We start from the raw sequence: 18,233 nt of genomic DNA on the forward strand, positions 1-18,233 counted from the left end.
ACGTGACTTCTCCCGCCGAATCGCCCGCTGATCGCCTCGTTTTCGAGGCGATCAGCGTTGCGCTTGCCGCTTTGCCTTCTCATGCCCGGATTGCGGTCGCGTTCAGCGGCGGCGTCGATTCGAGCGTGCTGCTCGATGCGGCCGTGCGTGTTGCGGGCGTGTCGCGTTGCGTGGCGCTTCATGTGCATCACGGCTTGAGTGCTAACGCCGATGCGTGGCTTGCGCATTGTGATGCATTCGCGCAGGAACGCGGCGTCGAGTTCGCGGTGCGGCGCGTCGAGGTGTCGCGCGATGCAGGTGTCAGCGTGGAGGCCGCCGCGCGCGATGCCCGCTATCGCGCGCTAGACGCGCTTTGCGCAGAGCATGACGTTCATTCGCTATGGCTCGCGCAGCACGCGGACGATCAGGCTGAAACCGTGCTGCTGCAACTGCTGCGCGGCGCCGGCCTCGCAGGTCTGGCGGCCATGGCGCGGGAGTCTTCGCCTTCGGGTTCAGCGGCGGTGCGCGTGCGGCCTTTGCTTCATCTGCTGCGCGCGCAACTCGAACAGTACGCGAGCGCACGCCATCTGCGCTGGATCGACGACGAATCGAACGCGGACACGCGCTACGCACGCAACGCGCTGCGCCACCACGTCACGCCTGCGTTGGCCGTGCACTTTCCCGGCTTCCGCGATGCGCTCGCCCGCACCGCGTCGCACGCCGCTGCAGCGCAACGCTTGCTGGACGAACTGGCGCGTATCGACCTCGCCATCGTCTCGCGCGACGACGGCCGTACGCTCTCTCACGACGCGCTCATCGCGCTCGATGACGACCGCGCGCTCAACCTGATGCGCTACTGGATGCGCGCGCAGGGCTTCGTCGCCGCATCGAGCGCGCGTCTTGGCGACGCGCTGCGTCAACTGCGTGAAGTAGGCGCGGGCGGCGACGGGCACCGCTTGCGTATCGACCACGCAGGGCACACGTTGCGCAGCTATCGAGGACTCGTGTACTGGGAAGCCGGCGATAGCGGCGACCCCGCCGACGAGTCTGCGCTTGTCGAACGCGAGGTTAGCGAACTTGCCTGGCACGGCGAAGCGACGTGGCGTTTGCCACAATGGCGCGGCACGTTCGTGTTCGAAGCGGTAGAGGCGGCTTCATCGGCTAGCACTGCTTCATCCGATGCGATTCCCGTTAATGTCTTACAGCGTGAGTTGCTCAGCGCGCGTGCGCGCAGCGGCGGCGAACGCATGCGCACGAGCGATGCGCCCGGCGCGCCCAGTCGGACGCTCAAAAACCTGTTCCAGGAACGCGGGATTCCCGCATGGAAGCGTGAAGTGCCGCTGCTGTATATTGGCGAAGAACTGCTCTTCGTGCCGTTGCTCGGCGTGAATCGCGCCGCGTTGTCGGCAACGTTGCCGCCCGGCGAGGCCTGCGTAACGATCGTCTGGCGCGAGGATCTGCTGATCGCCTGACCGGCCGGTCGGTCGCACGGTGATCAACTTTGAGTCTTCAAATAGGGCGCGAGTACCGGTTCGAACGAGGCGACGAAAAAAGGTGCTGAGGTGCGCGCTGCAAGCGTTTGCCGGCGGCGTTGCAAGCGGCGCCGCGGGCTGTGCGGCTTGTCTTTTTGCGTACGATCGGGTACGTTAACTTGTTTGCCCGACCCGCTTTTGCCGTCGCTTTTGTCGGTTTTCCGATCGTGATCCGAATTTTCCGGTAAGCCATTAGCGATCAATCACGGGCAAATCCGCGCGTGCTGCACGCGCGCTGCATTTACGCCGCCACACACTTTGCCGCCGTTCACGAGACGTTGCGCCCCTGTGCTTTTGTGCGGTCGTCGCGAGCGCGCCAGCGCGGTTTCTCCTCCAGTTCAGAACGACAATGGCACTCATCGTACATAAATACGGCGGCACTTCGATGGGCTCGGTCGAGCGCATCAAGAACGTCGCCAAGCGCGTCGCGAAATGGCATAAGGCCGGTCACAAGATGGTAGTCGTGCCGTCGGCAATGTCCGGCGAAACGAACCGTCTGCTCGGCCTCGCGAAAGAGATCACGACCCAGCCCAGCCCGCGCGAACTCGACATGATCGCCGCCACGGGCGAGCAGGTCAGTTCGGGTCTACTCGCCATCGCGTTGCAGGAAGCCGGCGTCGACGCGGTCAGTTACGCCGGCTGGCAAGTGCCGGTCAGGACAGACAGTGCGTTCACTAAAGCGCGCATCAGCGAGATCGACGGCGAACGCGTTCTGCGCGATCTCGACGCGGGCAAGGTGGTGGTGATCACGGGCTTCCAGGGTATCGATCCCGACGGCAACATCACCACGCTCGGCCGCGGCGGTTCCGACACCTCGGCGGTCGCGGTTGCGGCTGCGTTGAAGGCGGACGAGTGCCTGATTTATACGGACGTCGACGGCGTGTACACGACCGACCCGCGCGTGGTCGAAGAGGCGCGCCGCCTCGACCGCGTGACGTTCGAAGAAATGCTGGAAATGGCAAGCCTGGGTTCCAAGGTGTTGCAGATCCGCTCGGTGGAATTCGCCGGCAAATATCAGGTCAAGACGCGCGTGCTGTCGAGCCTGACCGATCCGCTCATCCCGCTCGACGCCGAAATGAAGTCGGGCACCCTGATTACTTTTGAAGAAGACGAGACCATGGAAAAAGCAGTCATCTCGGGTATCGCGTTTCAGCGCGACGAAGCTCGCATCGCCGTGATGGGTGTGCCCGACAAGCCGGGCATTGCGTATCAGATTCTCGGCCCGGTGGCGGACGCGAACATCGACGTCGACATGATCATCCAGAACCAGAGCGTCGAAGGCAAAACGGCTTTCACGTTCACGGTGGGCCGCGGCGATTATCAGCGCGCCATGGACATTCTCACGAACCAGGTGAAGGGCCACGTCCAGGCCGAGCAGGTGCTGGGCGATCCGAAGGTGTCGAAGGTCTCGGTGGTAGGCGTGGGTATGCGTTCGCACGTGGGCATCGCGAGCACGATGTTCCGCACGCTGTCGGAAGAGGGCATCAATATCCAGATGATCTCTACGTCCGAAATCAAGATCTCGGTGCTGATCGACGAGAAGTATATGGAGCTCGCGGTGCGCGCGCTGCATAAGGCGTTCGAACTGGATCAGGCGTAGCTCGACGCAAACGGCGGGCGTACACAAGCGCTACGGTCGTTGGTGTCTGTTTGTGCGGCTGCGCGAACAAAATGGCAATTCAATGACGAGATTGGCACAAAAAGCGTTCGTCAGACATTGACCTTGGCTGTTCGGCCCGCTATTATCTTGGCTTCGTCGCGCTGACTCCCTGCGCGACCGAAAGTTTGGGAGACGTGGCCGAGAGGTCGAAGGCACTCCCCTGCTAAGGGAGCATCTGGGCCAAAACCTGGATCGAGGGTTCGAATCCCTCCGTCTCCGCCAGTGATGGTGGCGAAACCCCGTAAGTCGGAAGACTTACGGGGTTTTTGTTTTGTCGGTCGCATAATGCGCGGCTTATCGTAAGAGACGTGCCCGTATGCGTTATGCCAACGTTTCGTAACCTCGTCCACGCCACGCCAGCGTGAAGAGCGCAGAATAAGCATCCACGGGTGCCTGCATTCCAGGTGTGAAGGTCCGCATCACTCGCCAGCGTATGGTCGGAGAAATCGCCCGACACAGTGGCGCGGACATAGCAGCCGGTGTAACGCCCGGCCGCCCGTGGCACGTTCCCAGCCCCACGTCGTCCAACCGCGCGAATACGGCGTCTAAGAGCCGCTTTTTTGCTAGGTGCGCCTGATTGGAGCCAGTTCAAAGGCAAGGCAGACGATCCGGCAAACCCGTCGAAACAAGGCACTGTCAATGCTCGTCAAGGTCAGTGGCACCGAAGGCTATGCGCAGGCAGCGGAAAGTCTTATCCGGCGATGGCAGAGCATCTCGTTCGCCGATCAGCACTCTCAGGTTGTACATCTGTTGCCGGACGCCCCGTCGCGCGTCCTCGACATCGGTGCGGGAATCGGAACGGATGCGGCTGCGCTAGCGGCGATGGGGCACACGGTGGTAGCCGTCGAACCGGTCGGCGAACTGCGGACTGCAGCCATCAATTTGCATCGGTCATCGCGCATCGAATGGATTGACGACAGTCTTCCCGATCTGCGCATTATTACTTCGATGAACGAAACGTTTGACGTGGTAATGCTGACCGCGGTGTGGATGCATCTCGATTATCAACAGCGGTGCCGCGCTATGCCCAACGTAAGTTCTCTTCTGCGAGACGATGGCGTGTTGATTATGTCGCTGCGTCATGGGCCCGTTCCACGCGGGCGACGCATGTTCGACGTGGCGCCAGAAGAAACCATCGAGCTTGCACGCGTTGCGGGTTTGCAAGCCGTGCTTTGTGTTGCCACTCCGTCGATCCAACAGACAAACCGCAATAGCGGAGTGACATGGACGCGACTCGCCTTCAGGAAGCGCATCACGCTTACGAAGTAGATGTGTGAGAGGTTTTTCTCCCTTACACCACGACCGCGCAGTTCATCGCGCTCAGCAAAGTCGCCGCATTGCAGGCCAATCGCCAAAGCGCCGGGTGGCAAGTCAACGCCTGCGCGCGCGTTCGCTCAATGCTGCACATAGAGCACCACAGGAACCCTTTTCGCGACACGCCGCAAGCGTTGCGGACAGCGCTTGTTCGCCCAGAGGATGCGTGTAGTTGGCTGTCAGAAGATCGTCGAATCGATGTGGTGATGGCAAGTAGTCGTCCGCAGTGGCCTGGTTGTCGGAGAGTCTGGTTGCAATCTGCAGAACCTCACGTTCGATCTCCTGAAGCAACGCTTCCGAACACTCAAGTTCAGGTGCATGACGCGAGAGCCAAAGCTGCACCGACTCTGTGAAATGCGCAAACGAGAGCCACTTCTGATCGATCTGCATGGACACCAGTTCGTGAGCGACGAGGTCGCTCAACAAAAACACTTTCATTGCCTGTCTCGTCGTTATGTGCGCCGGTGCGCCTGTCTGATCGACGAGTATCTGTGCACGAGTGCGTCGCAAAAATGGGAGGATTCTCATTTAACCGAGTGCGCACGCTATAGCGCTCTCGACTCCTGATGATCAGCCGCAGTCTGCTGATCCCTTGCGAGCCGCTTCAGATAAATCCACGGGAAGATTCCGCGCTCATGTCCGTCGTCGAACACCAGTTGCAGACCGTAGCCCGACGGCCGCGCGTCGACCAGCTTCACGTCGGGTGACGATAACGGCGTCTCTCCATCGAGCTTGCGCTTGCGACACTGTGCACACATGCACGCCGAGCGCAGCAACGCAAACGGCAACTCGCAGACCGCACCGTCCGGCCAGAGCATGAAAAGGCTCGCGCTAGCCGCGTCGATCGCCACCAGCTCAGGCGCGTTCATCATCGGCGCCCGGCGATCTGGGTCAGCGCGATACGCACTGCCTTGCGTACTTCCGGGTCCGCGTCGATTTCTGCGGCTTCAAGTGCGGTGAGCATCTGTGCATCGCTCATTTCGCCCATTTCACCGAGCGCAAGCGCGGCTTCCTTGCGCACGTTGCTAATCGGATGAGAGAGCAGGGCGGCGACGTGCGTCGCGCTCGCGGCGTCGCCGATCTGACCCAACGCGCGCAGTGCTCGCAAACGGACTTGCCAGTAGGCGTCGTCGAGTGTTTCGATCAGCGCATCGCGCGATTCGGCGGCACGCAGCTTGCCGAGCGTCGTGGCAGCTTCTTCGCGCACCTGCCAGGCGTCGTCGTGCAGGGCGGTGAGGAGCGCTGCGGTTGTCTCGGCGTGGGCCGGCGGCGCGAAGCCGAGCGCTCCTGTCGCAGCGCGCCGGATCGATGCATCCGCGTCGCCGGTCGCAATGGATGCCAACGGGCTAAGCGCAATGGAATTTTTCAACCATCCCAACACGCCGACGGCTTCGGCGCGCACGTTGGCGTCCGCGTCGGCGAGTGCCTGCAGCGCGGGTGCAAGCGCGTCCGTCACCCGGAGTTCGCGCAGCGCGCGCAACAACGCCGATCGCACGAATGGGTCCGGTTCCTTCAACCAGTCGAGCAGTATCGCGCCAGAGGACGCCTGCTTGAGTTCCGACAGGCTCTGCGCGGCGCTCGCGCGAACCTGTGTGTCACGATCGAGCAATGCGTTGCATAGGGCGTTCACCACGTCGTCGCGCTCCCATGAAGCGAGCAAACGGGCCGCCTCGGCGCGCACCTCGGGCGAGGTGTCGCGCTGCAATGCTGCGACGATGGGCGCTATCACGCAGGCATCCTCGAGATCAGCGAGTTCGATCAGCGCAATGCGGCGCACGACGGCATCGTTGTCGGCGAGCCGTGACAGCAGGGCGGCTGCTTCCCCGGCGATAGTATTCAGCGTATCGCCCAAGTGGATTGGGTCTGTCGGATTGGTCGCGTGGGACATGGATTGACGTGAATGAGGAGGAGGAACTTCGCGCATCGCTCAACGCAGAAGATACGGAATGGACACTTTCACGGCGCCCGTCGGACAATCCTGTTCGCAAGGCATGCAGTACCAGCACTCGTCGAACTGCATATACGCCTTGCCCTTTTTCATGTCGATTGCAAGCAGATCGAGTGGGCAAACATCGACGCATACAGTGCAGCCTTTTTCAGCAATGCACTTGCTTTCATCGATCGTGACGGGGGCTGAACTGCGCTGGAAAATATCGTGCGGCGTAAAAGACATCGGATTACTCCGTCAGGCGGTTGCGGGGTCGAGGGCGGGCTCGCCGATACGCAGGCTGCGATAGGCGTTGCGTTCGTTTTCGTCGAGCGCGACGATATACGGCTCGACCGCACGCTTTTCGCTCGTCATGCGGCCATTGGCGTCCTTGCGCAGATGCGTATGGCAGAACCATTGCTCATCGTCGCGCTGTGGATAGTCCACACGATGGTGGTAAAGACCCCAGCGGCTCTCGGTTCGAAAAAGCGACGCACGTGCGGCCATTTCCGCGCAATCCCGTATGGCGCGAACTTCTGCCGCGCGCATCAGTTCGTGCGGATGTGTGGCCGATATCGATTCGATATCCTCAGTGATTTCTGCAAAGCGTTGCAGGCCGATTTCCATCTTGCGTGTAACCTTCGGCGGTTGCAGGTAATCGTTGACCATGCGGCGCAACTTGTATTCGACCTGCGCTGGCGCAATACCTTTCTCGCACTTGAGCGGTGCATAAATGCGCGCGCGTTCGGCGTCGATCTGTTCTTCGTCGACGGTGCCGTGTTCGCGGCCCAATACGTACTCTGCCGCGTTGTGACCCGCGAACCATCCGTAGGTAAACGCACCGAGCATGTAGTTGTGCGGCACTGCGGCCATGTCGCCGGCTGCATAGAGGCCGGGCACGGTCGTCTCCGCGCGCGCGTTGACGTACACGCCCGACGCGCTGTGTCCGCTGCAAAAGCCGATTTCCGAAATGTGCATCTCGATCATCTGCGTGCGGTAATCGGTGCCTCGTCCTTCATGAAAGCGGCCGCGGCTCGGACGCTCGTTCGTGTGCAGAATCTCCTCGATCGTCTGGATCGTTTCTTCCGCAAGATGGTCGAGTTTCAGAAACACAGGCCCGTTGCCGCTTTGCAGTTCCTGATAGAACTCCCACATCATCTGGCCGCTCCAGTAATCGCATTCGATAAAGCGTTCGCCTTTGCCATTCGCGGTGAAGCCGCCGAGTGGGCCGGTCACATATGCGCAAGCGGGGCCGTTATAGTCCTTGATGAGCGGGTTGATCTGGAAGCACTCGAGGTTCGCGAGTGCGGCGCCCGCGTGATAGGCCATGGCGTAGCCGTCGCCGGCATTCGTCGGGTTTTCGTATGTGCCCATCAGATAGCCCGATGCCGGCAGCCCGAGCCTTCCGGCGGCGCCGCAACTCAGAATGACGGCTTTGGCACGCACCACGTAGAAGTCGGCCGTGCGGCAATCGAAGCCCAGCACGCCGCTAACGCGCCCTTGTGAGTCGGTTAATAGCCGCGTGGCGACAATGCGGTTGGTGATCGCCACGCGTGCGCGTTTAAGCTGCCTGTACAGCACTTTCTTGATGTCGTGACCCTCGGGCATCGGCAGCACGTACGAACCCATGTGATGCACTTTCTTCACCGCATAGTCGCCATTGCCGTCCCTTTCGAACTTGACGCCCCAGCGGTCCAGTTCCTCGATCGTCGTGAAACTATGGCGCGCATATGCGTACACGGCTTCCTGGTCCACGATGCCATCGTTTGCGATCGTGATCTCGCGTGTGTACTGTTCGGGCGTTGCGTGACCCGGAATCACGGCGTTGTTCAGACCGTCCATGCCCATCGAGATCGCGCCGCTGCGCTTCACGTTGGCCTTCTCGAGCAGCAAGACCTTTAACGACGGATCGCGCTCCTTCGCCTTGATCGCGGCCATCGGGCCCGCCGTTCCACCGCCGACCACTACGACGTCATAGTCGAGTACATGTGTGTTCATCGCGCCTCCATTGCGCTTTTGCTGCTCTTTTTCGGGTCTCTTTTCAGATCTTTTTTCAGGTCGTTTGCGCGGTCGATACGCAGCCGGTACTGGAAGGCGTCGCCGCGGAAGTACAGGTATTCGAAATCGACCGGCCGACCCGACGCGTCATGCGTAAGACGCTCGATACGCAACACGGGGCTGCCTTCTTCGACGCGCAATGCATCGACGATGTCGTCGTGGGCAAGTATTGCGTCGATGGACACATCGGCATGACCTAGCGGCACACCGCAGTCGTTCTCGAGGATCAGAAATATGTCGCGTGTCGTAAGGTCCGCGTTCGCGAGGCGCTTGCCGAGCGTCAGCGGAACCCAGGTCAGTTCGAGCGATACGGGCTCGCGATTGAGCAGCCGGACACGATGGATCTCGGTGACCGGCGCGCCCTCCGCGATGTTCAGGCGCGCGGCAATGTGGCGTCCGGCTTCGACGGTTCTGCAACTGCGCAGCTGGTTGACGATTTCATGGCCCATCGACGACATGGCTTCCGCAAAACCCTGCAGCGAAGCGACGTTCTGATACGCCTTGGGCTTCGAGACGAACGTGCCCTTGCCATGCACCTTGAACAGCAAGCCTTCCTTGTGCAGATCGCCGAGTGCCTGACGCACGGTGATGCGGCTCACGTCGAACATGCGGCACAGTTCGTGTTCCGACGGCATCTGCGAATGCGGCGCATAGCTGCCGTCGAGAATGCGTTCGCGCAGCACGTCCTTGATCTGCGCGTAAAGCGGACGAGGCGCGGCAGATAAGGTTGGCGAATCAGCTTGCACCGGCACGAGGGTCGTTTGCGACATTGCTCAACTTGTTATTACAAGACGATGTGCAGTCTAGTAAGACGTCGTCTCGCTTCAAACCAAGTTTTTCTGCTATGTATTTCTGGCCGCGCGGCCAGGTTATCGCGTTGGTGCGGCAGAGAAGGCGGGAAGCCGCAAAGGGCGAGGGCGCTCTGTGCTTCCGACATTTCGACATTTCGACCTTTATCGGCTCAGAAGCGTCTCGAATGTAACGACACGTAACGTCATGACGTGGCTGCGATCTTATGCATCAGTTATTACAAAGTTGAAATACGCCGCTGGCGAGCTTGCGTTATATTTCCGCCAACAACACATTCTTCCAAGGGTAATCCATGAAGTCCGCTCGTTTTGTTCCACTTGTGATCGGGGTTATCGCGTTGGGCGCGTCGAGTGCCGCCATGGCCGGCGGGGTCAACATCGGGGTCAATATCGGCATTCCCGCGCCGGTTTATGTGGCGCCGGCGCCTGTGTATGCGCCGCCGCCGCCCCCTCCGCCGCCCGTCGTGTATCAGCCCGCGCCCGTCTATTACGGCGCTCCGGCTGTCGTGATCGGCTGGCACGGGGACCGCTACTGGGACGGCCGTCGCTACTGGGCGCGCGACGACTGGTATCGTCATCATCCCCCCGGCCGTTACGACTACGGCCGCGATCACTACGATCATCGTCGCGGCTGGCATTGAACGCTGCAGGAACAGCAGTGACAACAGAAACCGCCCCAATGGGCGGTTTTTTCATGCTCGCGCGCATCGCTTGACCGGATCTGCGGAGTTGCCGTAAGCGCACAACGCTGCGCGTCAGAGGACGCTCTGAGAATGCGCCGCGCTTGCGCGGGAAAATACCGTCGCGAAGTAAATCGCGGCATATTCACAAATCGCGCGTCGGTCGCTCAAGGTGACGGTCGCGACGTCGGTTTGCTCAGGTTTATTGGGTAGAATTCCGTGACAACGCAATTGCCCACTGATCACCAAGGCGCTTATGACAACTGGCTCGCGACGGGTTTCATCGCCTCGTGCATATGAATGCGCGATTTTCAGGCCCTCGTGTGTCGGTCCCGCGCTCGCGTCCCGTTCTGTGCGCAAGGCCCGCGTCGCAATTCTGTGTGGCGCGCTGGCCGCTGCCGGCTGGTTCGCAGCGCCAGAGGCGCACGCGGTGTATGCGATCGCTCAGTACGGCGAGCCGAAATATCCAGCCGACTTCAAGCATTTCGACTACGTCAATCCGGATGCGCCGAAGGGCGGCACACTCGTGCTGGCCAATCCGAGCCGCCTCACCAGCTTCGACAAATTCAATCCGTTCACTTTGCGCGGCAACACCGCGCCCGGCGTCGACCTGCTGTTCGAGAGTCTGACGACCGGCAGCAGCGACGAAGTGGCTTCCGCGTATGGGCTGCTCGCCGACGATATCAAGGTCGCGCCGGACGGCTTGTCGACCACGTTCCATATCAATCCGCGCGCGCGGTTCGCGAACGGCGACCCGGTCACCGCGGACGACGTCAAGTATTCGCTCGACACACTGAAAAGCCCGCAGGCCGCGCCGCAATTCATGTCGATCTTCGGACAGATCGTCCGCGCGGTGGTTGTCGATCCGCACACCGTGCGGTTCGAGTTTCAGCACCGCAATCGCGAGTTGCCGTTGCTCGCCGGCGGCATGCCCGTGTTCTCGCACAAGTGGGGAATGAAGCCGGACGGCAGCCATATTCCGTTCGATCAGTTGGCGTTCGAAAAGCCGGTCACGAGCGGCCCGTATCTAATCGAGCGTTACGACAACGGACGCACGATCACATACCGGCGCAACCCGGAGTATTGGGGCGCGGCACTGCCGGTGCGTGCGGGCACATACAACTTCGATCGCATCGTCTACAAGCTGTATTCCGATAACGTCGCGCGGCTGGAGGCGTTCAAGGCCGGCGAATACGATGCCCTCGTCGAGTATGTCGCACGAAACTGGGTGCGGCGTGACGTCGGCAAGAAGTTCGACAGCGGCGAACTGATCAAGAAGGTGTTCGCGCAACACAACGGCACCGGCATGCAGGGCTTCATGTTGAACACGCGGCGACCGTTGTTCAAGGACGTGCGCGTGCGCAAAGCGCTCGATCTCGCACTCGACTTCCAATGGTTGAATCGGCAGTTGTTCTTCAATCAGTACACACGTATCGACAGTTTCTTTGCCAACACCGATCTGCAGGCCAAGGGCCTGCCGTCGCCAGGTGAACTGGCGCTGCTCGAACCGTGGCGCGCGAAGCTCGATCCGGCGGTTTTCGGACCGCCGCCGAAGCAGCCCGACACTGACCCGCCAGGCTCTCTACGTGCGAATCTGCTGCAAGCCCGCGCATTGTTGCAGCAAGCGGGATGGACGTACCGCGACGGTGCGCTGCGCAACGCAAAGGGCGAGCCGTTCGAGTTCGAGATACTCGACGACTCGGGATCGGCCGCGCAAATGGAGCCGATCGTCGCGACGTTCATTCGAAACCTGAAAAAGCTCGGCATTACCGCAACGTTTCGCGTCGCCGACTATGCCGTGTACCAGAAGCGGCTCGATGCATACGACTTCGACACGACGACGATCCGCATGCCCGACGTACAGGTGCCCGGCTCCGAGCAGATCGAGCGCTTCGGCAGCAAGGCGGCGGACACGAACGGCTCTGACAACATGATCGGACTGAAGTCACCCGCGGTCGACGCAATCCTGCGCGCGCTCGTGCAGGCGCAGACGCGCGAGCAACTGCTCGACGCGACGCATGCGCTCGATCGCGTTCTGATGCATGGCTACTACGTCGTGCCGCACTGGTACAGCGCGACGCATCGCGTGGCGTTCAAGCGCGGGCTTGCGTGGCCGTCCACGCTGCCCCTGTACTATGGAGCCGAAGGCTGGATTACGTCGACGTGGTGGTTCGCGCAACCGCAAGCAGCAACGCCGGCGCCACCGCAGTAACGCAGCCGGTCGATCTGGTCATCCGCTTCCGGCTATCGCTATTCATACCTCGCCCTCGCAACGGAAACACCCGCCATGTGGAGCTACATCCTCAAACGCCTGCTGCTGATGATCCCGACACTGCTCGGCGTGCTGACGCTCACTTTCGTCGTGATCCAGTTCGTGCCCGGCGGCCCCGTCGAACAGATGCAGCACGAACTGCGCAAGGGCGCAGAGGGCGCTGTGCCGTTCGGTCTGCGCGCGCATAACGGCGTCGACGCGCAGCAGGTCGCGCAACTGAAAGCCTTATACGGTTTCGACAAACCTCCGCTCGAGCGCTACGTGTTGATGCTCAAGCGTTTCTCGACGTTCGACCTTGGACAGAGCTATTTCCGCCATCAGAGCGTGTGGTCGCTGATCGTATCGAAGCTGCCGGTGTCCATCAGCATCGGCTTATGGACGTTCTTTCTCACGTATCTGATTTCGGTGCCGCTCGGCATCGCGAAAGCGGTGCGCAACGGCTCGCGCTTCGACATCGCGACGAGCCTCGTGGTGCTGATCGGTTACGCGATTCCGGGCTTTGTGCTCGGCGTGTTGCTGCTCGTGCTGTTTGGCGGCGGCACATTCCTGCAGCTCTTTCCGTTGCGCAATCTCACGTCGGATAACTGGGCGCAACTGAGCGTCGTGGGCAAGATCCTCGACTATTTATGGCATATCGCGTTGCCGATCACGGCATCTGTCGTCGGCAGTTTTGCGGTAATCACGATGCTCACGAAAAATGCGTTTCTGGACGAGATTCGAAAGCAGTATGTGCTGACCGCGCGGGCGAAGGGTCTCTCCGAAAAACGCGTGCTGTGGAAGCATGTGTTTCGCAACGCGATGCTGCCGCTGATCGTCGGCTTTCCGGCTGCGTTTATCGGCGCTTTTTTCACCGGCAGTCTGCTGATCGAAACGCTTTTTTCGCTCGACGGTCTCGGCTTGCTGTCGTATGAATCGGTCGTGCGGCGCGATTACCCGGTCGTACTCGGCACGCTGTACCTGTTCACGTTGATCGGTCTCGCGACGAAGCTGGTTTCCGATCTTTGCTATGTGTGGGTCGATCCCCGCATCCAATTCGAACAACTGGAGCGCTGATGAATCGAGCCCGCCTTTCAGCCGATGCAGCGGCGCGCGTCGAACCCGCGCGTGCATTCGTCTCGCCTTCGCCTGCGCGCCGTGTATGGCGGCGGTTCCGCCAGCAACGTCTGGGTTACTGGAGCCTCATCATCTTCGTGGTGGCCTTTGCCGCGAGCCTTGCGGGCCCGCTCTGGTCGAACGACAAGCCGCTCGTGGTGCGCTATGACGGCCACCTTTATTTCCCGCTCTTCAGGACCTACGCGGAGAGCACGTTCGGCGGCGATTTCCCAACGCCTGCCGACTATCTGGATCCGTACATCAAGCAGCGTTTCGACGCGCCGGGCAGCTTCGCCGTGTATCCGCCGAACCACTACTACTACGACACGCTGAACTATTTCTCAAAGGCGCCGAACCCGGCGCCGCCTTCGCGTGAAAACTGGCTCGGCACCGACGACCGCGGCCGCGATGTTTTCGCGCGACTGCTGTACGGTTTTCGCGTTTCCGTGGAGTTCGGTCTCGTGCTCACTTTCATTGGAACGATACTCGGCATTGCTGCCGGCGCCGTGCAAGGATATTTCGGAGGACGTACCGATATCGTGGGGCAGCGTCTGATCGAAATCTGGAGCGCGTTGCCGGAGCTCTATCTGCTGATCATTTTTTCATCGATCTTCGAGCCGGGTTTCATTCTGCTGATCGTGCTGCTTTCCCTGTTCGGCTGGATCGGCTTATCCGACTATGTGCGGGCGGAATTTCTACGTAACCGGCAGCAGGATTACGTGCGCGCGGCGAGGGCGATGGGTCTGTCGAACTGGCAAATTATGTGGCGGCATCTTTTGCCCAACAGCCTTACGCCGGTAATCACGTTCCTTCCGTTTCGCATGAGCGGTGCGATTCTCGCGCTAACCAGTCTCGACTTTCTCGGCCTCGGCGTGCCTTCGCCGACGCCGAGTCTCGGCGAGCTGCTCGTGCAGGGCAAGGCGAATCTCGACGCGTGGTGGATCTCGTTGTCCACTTTCGGCGTGCTGGTCGCGATGCTGTTGCTGCTCACGTTCATGGGCGACGCGCTGCGTAATGCGCTCGATACCCGCATCTCCGATGCAATGCGCGCTGGAGGCAATCAGTGACCGCTCAAACGCAAGCGCCAGGACAGCGCAAGGGGCGAGGGCACGATGGCGCCGAAGCACCGAATGCCGTGCCGTTGCTGGAACTCGATCATCTGCATGTAAGTTTCGGCGATACGGTGGCGGTGAACGACGTCACGCTGGCGATCCAGCGCGGCGAACGCGTTGCGCTCGTCGGCGAATCGGGCTCGGGAAAAAGCGTCACCGCGCTGTCGATCTTGCGTCTGCTGAGCGACGCGCAGGTCAGCGGCTCGATCCGGTTCGACGGTGAGGATCTGCTTGCGAAAAGCGAGCGTGAGATGCGCGGCATGCGCGGCTCGGACATCGCGATGATCTTTCAGGAGCCGATGACCGCGCTCAATCCGCTCTACACGGTCGGCGCGCAGATCGCGGAGACGATCGTCGTGCACGACGGCGTGTCGCCGGCGGAAGCCCGCAAGCGCGCGGTCGCGTTGCTGGGCCGCACGGGCATTCCCGAGCCGGGCAAGCGCGTGAACAGCTACCCGCACCAGCTTTCGGGCGGACAGCGCCAGCGGGCGATGATCGCGATGGCGCTGGCGTGCCGTCCGCGTCTGCTGCTTGCCGACGAACCGACTACCGCGCTCGACGTGACGATTCGCGCGCAGATCGTGGAACTGCTCCTTGAACTGCAACGCGACGAAGCGCAAAAGCGCGGCATGGCGGTGCTGCTGATCACGCACGACCTGAATCTCGTGCGCCATTTCGCCCAGCGCATCGCGGTGATGGAGAAGGGCGTGCTCGTGGAAAGCGGGCCGGTCGAGCAGGTTTTCGAGTCGCCGCAACATCCTTACACACAACGGCTGCTGGAAAGCCGGCCTCAGCGCACGGTCGTGCCGGTGCTGCCCATTTCGCCGGTGCTGCTGCAGGCCCGCGACGTTTCCGTCGATTTCAAAACCAAGGTGCCGGGGTTTGCGGGCTGGTTCCGGGCCGGGCGGTTCCGCGCGGTCGCAAACGCGAGCGTCTCGGTGCGTCAAGGCGAAACGCTCGGCATCGTTGGGGAATCGGGTTCGGGCAAGTCGACGCTCGCCATGGCCTTGCTCGGGCTGCAGCGGACCGCGCACGGCGAGATCGAGTTTCAGGGCAGGGCGCTCTCCACCTACCGCGGCGCGCAGCAGACCGCGTTGCGCTCGAACATGCAGGTTGTGTTTCAGGACCCGTTCAGTTCGCTTTCACCTCGTCAGACGATCGAGCGAATCGTCGGCGAAGGGCTGGCGCTGCACCGGCCGCAAATGACGCCGCAAGCGCGGCGCGACAGAGTGGTTGCGGTGCTGCGCGAGGTCGGAATCGACCGGACCGCGCTGCTGCGCTATCCGCATGAGTTTTCCGGTGGGCAGCGCCAGCGCATCGCCATCGCGCGGGCGCTCGTGGTCGAGCCCCAGATTCTGATCCTCGATGAACCGACCAGCGCACTCGACGTTTCGATCCAGCAGCAAGTCCTCAAACTGCTCGCCGGGTTGCAACAGAAATACAACTTGGGCTTCGTTTTCATCAGCCACGATCTGGCGGTGATCGGGGCGATGGCGCACCGCGTGGCGGTGATGCAAAACGGTTCTATCGTGGAAAGTGGAGAGGTTGAGAGAATCTTTGCGACGCCCGAGCACCCCTACACTCGAAAGCTCCTGAAAGCAGCATTGGACCGCTGATTTTTCACCCTTTCACCAATTGGGTGCGGGTCTCGATTGTATTTTTCTATTTGTTTTGACACGTGAATACTTACTGGCTAGTATCGACCAAACTTTTTTCCTTATCCCACTGATTCTTTAGCAAAAAATACCGACCAATGCAGCACAGAAATTTGACCCAGGCTTGCACGCGCGCCGTCGCCGGGATGTTCATTGGCGTCTTGATCGCAGCAGCTCCCGGCGCTTTCGCCGACGAAGTCAGCAGTTTCAATCAGAATGCCTCATTTTCGCCGAGCAACCCGGCGAATTCCTCGTCCTCCTCCAATTCGCAAACGCTCAGCAGCAACACTGACGGCGGCGCCCGTTCGTTCCTTTCCGGCATGGCCGGCAAGGCAGGCGACGTGGTTGTCGGCGCGCTGAACATGATCGGCGTTCGCTACCGCTGGGGCGGCAATACGCCTGACTCCGGGCTGGATTGCAGCGGTTTCGTGCGTTATGTGTTCCAGGACACGCTGGGCATGGCGCTGCCGCGCCGCGCTGAGGAAATGAGCCGTGTGGGCGAAAAGGTCCGCGTAAGCGACCTGAAGCCGGGCGATCTGGTGTTTTTTAACACCATGCGCCGCACGTTCTCGCATGTCGGCATCTATATCGGCGACAACAAGTTCGTGCATTCGCCGTCCACGGGCAGCACGATCCGCGTGGACGACATGGATAGCGGCTACTGGGAAAAGCGTTTCACCGGTGCACGCCGGATCGAAACGTCGTACCAGGAGGGCGAAGATCTGCGCAAACGTGTGAATGCCACGCTTGGCGGCAACAACTAATTCAGTTGCAGCGGCGCTTCAGGCAATAACAAAAAAGCCTGCTTCGTTTGAAGCAGGCTTTTGCGTTTTGGCGGGTCTGATCTCTGAGCTTACTGCGCGTGAGTAACCCTAAGCCTGCGCGCGGCTCGCGGCCAGCTTGCGTTGCAACTCCGGCATGATCTTGGAGACGGCTTCCTCACCGGCCAGAATTGCGGCATTGCGCTGCGAGAAGTCGCTGCCGCTCATGGCCGCGAGATTCGGCCGGATGACGATGTCGGCGTATTTGTCGAGCTCGTATGCCTTGATGGTCTGGCCCATGATCGTGAAGGTTTGCATGAGCACGTCGAACGAGCTGGCCGTCAGGCCGCTTTCGGGGCGCTGCGAGATATCCACGGCGATCACGAAGTCCGCACCCATCTTGCGTGCGAACGACGCCGGCACGGGGCTCACCAACCCGCCGTCCACATACTCATGCCCGCCGATTTTGACGGGCTCGAAGATCGACGGCACGCTGCACGACGCCCGCACTGCGACGCCGGTATTGCCGCGCTGAAAGAGGATCGGCTGGCCGGTTTTCAGGTCGGTCGCGACTACGCCGAGCGGCTTCGCCATCTTCTCGATCGGGCGATTGTTGAGCGTTGTGTTCAGATAATTCTGCAGCGCGATGCCTTGCAGAAAACCGCGCGTGCGAAACGGCATGGCCCAGTCGCTAATGGAGGCTTCGTCCATGTTCAGCGCCAGTTTGTTGAGCGCGAACCCGTTCATGCCTGACGCGTAGAGCGCGCCGACCACCGACCCGGCGCTCGTGCCGGCCACCAGATCGACCTGAACATTGCGCGCCTCTAGCGCCTTGATCACGCCGATATGCGCGAAGCCGCGCGCAGCGCCGCCGCCTAGCGCAAGGGCGACCCGAATGGGCCGTTGCGGCTTGTCGAGCGGCGGCGTGTTCGTGGTAGGCGTGGCGGTGGCCGGGCTCGACGACGACACGCCGTCGATTTTGCTGCCCGCGGTGGTACAGGCGGCGAGTACCGCGGAGGCGGCCGCAAACGAAAAATTGCGACGGCCGTAACGAGGCGACGAAGGTTTCAACGAGTTCTCCAGCAACGGCGCGTGGGGCACGCGGGGCGCGTACGGCGCGAGTAGCCACTTTTCGCCGCGCTCAGGCAAAGGTCAGGGCAAATGCAAATACCGGTTCAATGCGCGGATGGCGGCGTCTCCGCTCCAGCGCGCGCACATCATAAATCAAAGCGGCGCGCGCGCGGCGACCGGTAATGAAACGTTGCACAGCCACTGGCCGTGGCCGTCAATAGCCCGTTCGGACGAGGGCGGGCCCCGCGCTCACGAAAGGTATAATTCGACATTCGCTTCAATTCCTTCGTGTCCATGCACGGCAGCTGTCC

Annotated in this window: 17 protein-coding genes and 1 tRNA gene; 10 read left to right on the top strand and 8 right to left on the bottom strand. The window is 61.3% G+C overall.

Annotated features, from left to right (window positions below):
- The first annotated feature begins 2 nt into the window (after window positions 1-2).
- From tilS to SB753_RS08155, 4 genes are all read left to right on the top strand, one after another.
- Window positions 3-1,451, top strand: coding sequence for a tRNA lysidine(34) synthetase TilS (tilS, locus tag SB753_RS08140; protein WP_410799907.1), 1,449 nt, complete (start codon window positions 3-5; stop codon window positions 1,449-1,451).
- Between the two features lie 409 nt (window positions 1,452-1,860).
- Window positions 1,861-3,111: an aspartate kinase gene (locus SB753_RS08145; protein ID WP_020065575.1), complete on the top strand. Its 1,251-nt coding sequence runs from the start codon at window positions 1,861-1,863 to the stop codon at window positions 3,109-3,111.
- Between the two features lie 188 nt (window positions 3,112-3,299).
- Window positions 3,300-3,393 (top strand) — tRNA-Ser (locus SB753_RS08150).
- A gap of 417 nt (window positions 3,394-3,810) precedes the next feature.
- A complete protein-coding gene (locus tag SB753_RS08155) occupies window positions 3,811-4,440 on the top strand; it encodes a class I SAM-dependent methyltransferase (RefSeq protein ID WP_410799909.1) in 630 nt (209 codons plus the stop codon).
- 102 nt (window positions 4,441-4,542) lie between these two features.
- Here SB753_RS08155 and SB753_RS08160 read toward each other — a convergent pair whose 3' ends face one another.
- The 6 genes from SB753_RS08160 to SB753_RS08185 form a co-directional block, all read right to left on the bottom strand.
- Window positions 4,543-4,923, bottom strand: coding sequence for a hypothetical protein (locus SB753_RS08160; RefSeq protein WP_410799911.1), 381 nt, complete (start codon window positions 4,921-4,923; stop codon window positions 4,543-4,545).
- 107 nt (window positions 4,924-5,030) lie between these two features.
- Window positions 5,031-5,354 carry a gamma-butyrobetaine hydroxylase-like domain-containing protein gene (locus SB753_RS08165; RefSeq protein ID WP_410799913.1) on the bottom strand — a complete coding sequence of 108 codons (324 nt, stop codon included), beginning with the start codon at window positions 5,352-5,354 and terminating at the stop codon, window positions 5,031-5,033.
- On the bottom strand, window positions 5,354-6,373 hold the full coding sequence (locus tag SB753_RS08170; RefSeq protein ID WP_410799915.1) for a HEAT repeat domain-containing protein: 1,020 nt from the start codon (window positions 6,371-6,373) through the stop codon (window positions 5,354-5,356). The genes SB753_RS08165 and SB753_RS08170 overlap by 1 nt, the downstream gene beginning before the upstream one ends.
- Window positions 6,374-6,412: 39 nt before the next feature.
- Window positions 6,413-6,658, bottom strand: a complete 246-nt coding sequence (locus SB753_RS08175) for a ferredoxin family protein (protein ID WP_020065580.1) — start codon at window positions 6,656-6,658, stop codon at window positions 6,413-6,415.
- A gap of 12 nt (window positions 6,659-6,670) precedes the next feature.
- Complete coding sequence (locus SB753_RS08180; RefSeq protein ID WP_410799917.1) at window positions 6,671-8,410, bottom strand: fumarate reductase/succinate dehydrogenase flavoprotein subunit; 1,740 nt, start codon at window positions 8,408-8,410, stop codon at window positions 6,671-6,673.
- Window positions 8,407-9,240 (bottom strand): GntR family transcriptional regulator, encoded by an 834-nt coding sequence (locus tag SB753_RS08185; protein ID WP_410799919.1) that lies wholly within the window; start codon window positions 9,238-9,240, stop codon window positions 8,407-8,409. Before SB753_RS08185 ends, SB753_RS08180 begins: the two co-directional genes overlap by 4 nt.
- 332 nt (window positions 9,241-9,572) lie before the next feature.
- On the opposite strand from SB753_RS08185, the gene SB753_RS08190 reads away from it, so the two are divergent.
- From SB753_RS08190 to SB753_RS08215, 6 genes are all read left to right on the top strand, one after another.
- Window positions 9,573-9,920 carry a hypothetical protein gene (locus SB753_RS08190; RefSeq protein WP_027775371.1) on the top strand — a complete coding sequence of 116 codons (348 nt, stop codon included), beginning with the start codon at window positions 9,573-9,575 and terminating at the stop codon, window positions 9,918-9,920.
- Window positions 9,921-10,215: 295 nt separating this feature from the next.
- Window positions 10,216-12,171, top strand: a complete 1,956-nt coding sequence (locus SB753_RS08195) for an extracellular solute-binding protein (RefSeq protein ID WP_410799921.1) — start codon at window positions 10,216-10,218, stop codon at window positions 12,169-12,171.
- Between the two features lie 75 nt (window positions 12,172-12,246).
- Entirely contained in the window at window positions 12,247-13,284 is a 1,038-nt protein-coding gene (locus SB753_RS08200; protein WP_020065585.1) for a microcin C ABC transporter permease YejB, read from the top strand.
- Entirely contained in the window at window positions 13,284-14,390 is a 1,107-nt protein-coding gene (locus SB753_RS08205; protein WP_410799923.1) for an ABC transporter permease, read from the top strand. Before SB753_RS08200 ends, SB753_RS08205 begins: the two co-directional genes overlap by 1 nt.
- 68 nt (window positions 14,391-14,458) lie before the next feature.
- On the top strand, window positions 14,459-16,051 hold the full coding sequence (locus tag SB753_RS08210) for an ABC transporter ATP-binding protein (protein ID WP_410800285.1): 1,593 nt from the start codon (window positions 14,459-14,461) through the stop codon (window positions 16,049-16,051).
- 137 nt (window positions 16,052-16,188) lie between these two features.
- A complete protein-coding gene (locus tag SB753_RS08215; RefSeq protein WP_027775367.1) occupies window positions 16,189-16,854 on the top strand; it encodes a C40 family peptidase in 666 nt (221 codons plus the stop codon).
- 108 nt (window positions 16,855-16,962) lie between these two features.
- Here the strand turns inward: SB753_RS08215 and SB753_RS08220 are convergent, their stop codons facing one another.
- Both SB753_RS08220 and SB753_RS08225 read right to left on the bottom strand, forming a co-directional pair.
- Entirely contained in the window at window positions 16,963-17,922 is a 960-nt protein-coding gene (locus SB753_RS08220) for a patatin-like phospholipase family protein (RefSeq protein ID WP_410799925.1), read from the bottom strand.
- Window positions 17,923-17,992: 70 nt separating this feature from the next.
- Window positions 17,993-18,118, bottom strand: a complete 126-nt coding sequence (locus SB753_RS08225; RefSeq protein WP_256971933.1) for a hypothetical protein — start codon at window positions 18,116-18,118, stop codon at window positions 17,993-17,995.
- Window positions 18,119-18,233 lie beyond the last annotated feature (115 nt).

Origin of the sequence: Paraburkholderia sp. SIMBA_053 (assembly GCF_046534895.1) — a bacterium.
GTDB lineage: Bacteria > Pseudomonadota > Gammaproteobacteria > Burkholderiales > Burkholderiaceae > Paraburkholderia > Paraburkholderia caledonica.

What these genes read in the sequence shown, in the direction of transcription:
- SB753_RS08145 (WP_020065575.1), top strand. Translation starts at nt 1,861, where the DNA reads ATGGCACTCATCGTACATAAATACGGCGGCACTTCGATGGGCTCGGTC.
- SB753_RS08155 (WP_410799909.1), top strand. Translation starts at nt 3,811, where the DNA reads ATGCTCGTCAAGGTCAGTGGCACCGAAGGCTATGCGCAGGCAGCGGAA.
- SB753_RS08160 (WP_410799911.1), bottom strand. Translation starts at nt 4,923, where the DNA reads ATGAAAGTGTTTTTGTTGAGCGACCTCGTCGCTCACGAACTGGTGTCC.
- SB753_RS08165 (WP_410799913.1), bottom strand. Translation starts at nt 5,354, where the DNA reads ATGAACGCGCCTGAGCTGGTGGCGATCGACGCGGCTAGCGCGAGCCTT.
- SB753_RS08170 (WP_410799915.1), bottom strand. Translation starts at nt 6,373, where the DNA reads ATGTCCCACGCGACCAATCCGACAGACCCAATCCACTTGGGCGATACG.
- SB753_RS08175 (WP_020065580.1), bottom strand. Translation starts at nt 6,658, where the DNA reads ATGTCTTTTACGCCGCACGATATTTTCCAGCGCAGTTCAGCCCCCGTC.
- SB753_RS08180 (WP_410799917.1), bottom strand. Translation starts at nt 8,410, where the DNA reads ATGAACACACATGTACTCGACTATGACGTCGTAGTGGTCGGCGGTGGA.
- SB753_RS08185 (WP_410799919.1), bottom strand. Translation starts at nt 9,240, where the DNA reads ATGTCGCAAACGACCCTCGTGCCGGTGCAAGCTGATTCGCCAACCTTA.
- SB753_RS08190 (WP_027775371.1), top strand. Translation starts at nt 9,573, where the DNA reads ATGAAGTCCGCTCGTTTTGTTCCACTTGTGATCGGGGTTATCGCGTTG.
- SB753_RS08195 (WP_410799921.1), top strand. Translation starts at nt 10,216, where the DNA reads ATGACAACTGGCTCGCGACGGGTTTCATCGCCTCGTGCATATGAATGC.
- SB753_RS08200 (WP_020065585.1), top strand. Translation starts at nt 12,247, where the DNA reads ATGTGGAGCTACATCCTCAAACGCCTGCTGCTGATGATCCCGACACTG.
- SB753_RS08205 (WP_410799923.1), top strand. Translation starts at nt 13,284, where the DNA reads ATGAATCGAGCCCGCCTTTCAGCCGATGCAGCGGCGCGCGTCGAACCC.
- SB753_RS08215 (WP_027775367.1), top strand. Translation starts at nt 16,189, where the DNA reads ATGCAGCACAGAAATTTGACCCAGGCTTGCACGCGCGCCGTCGCCGGG.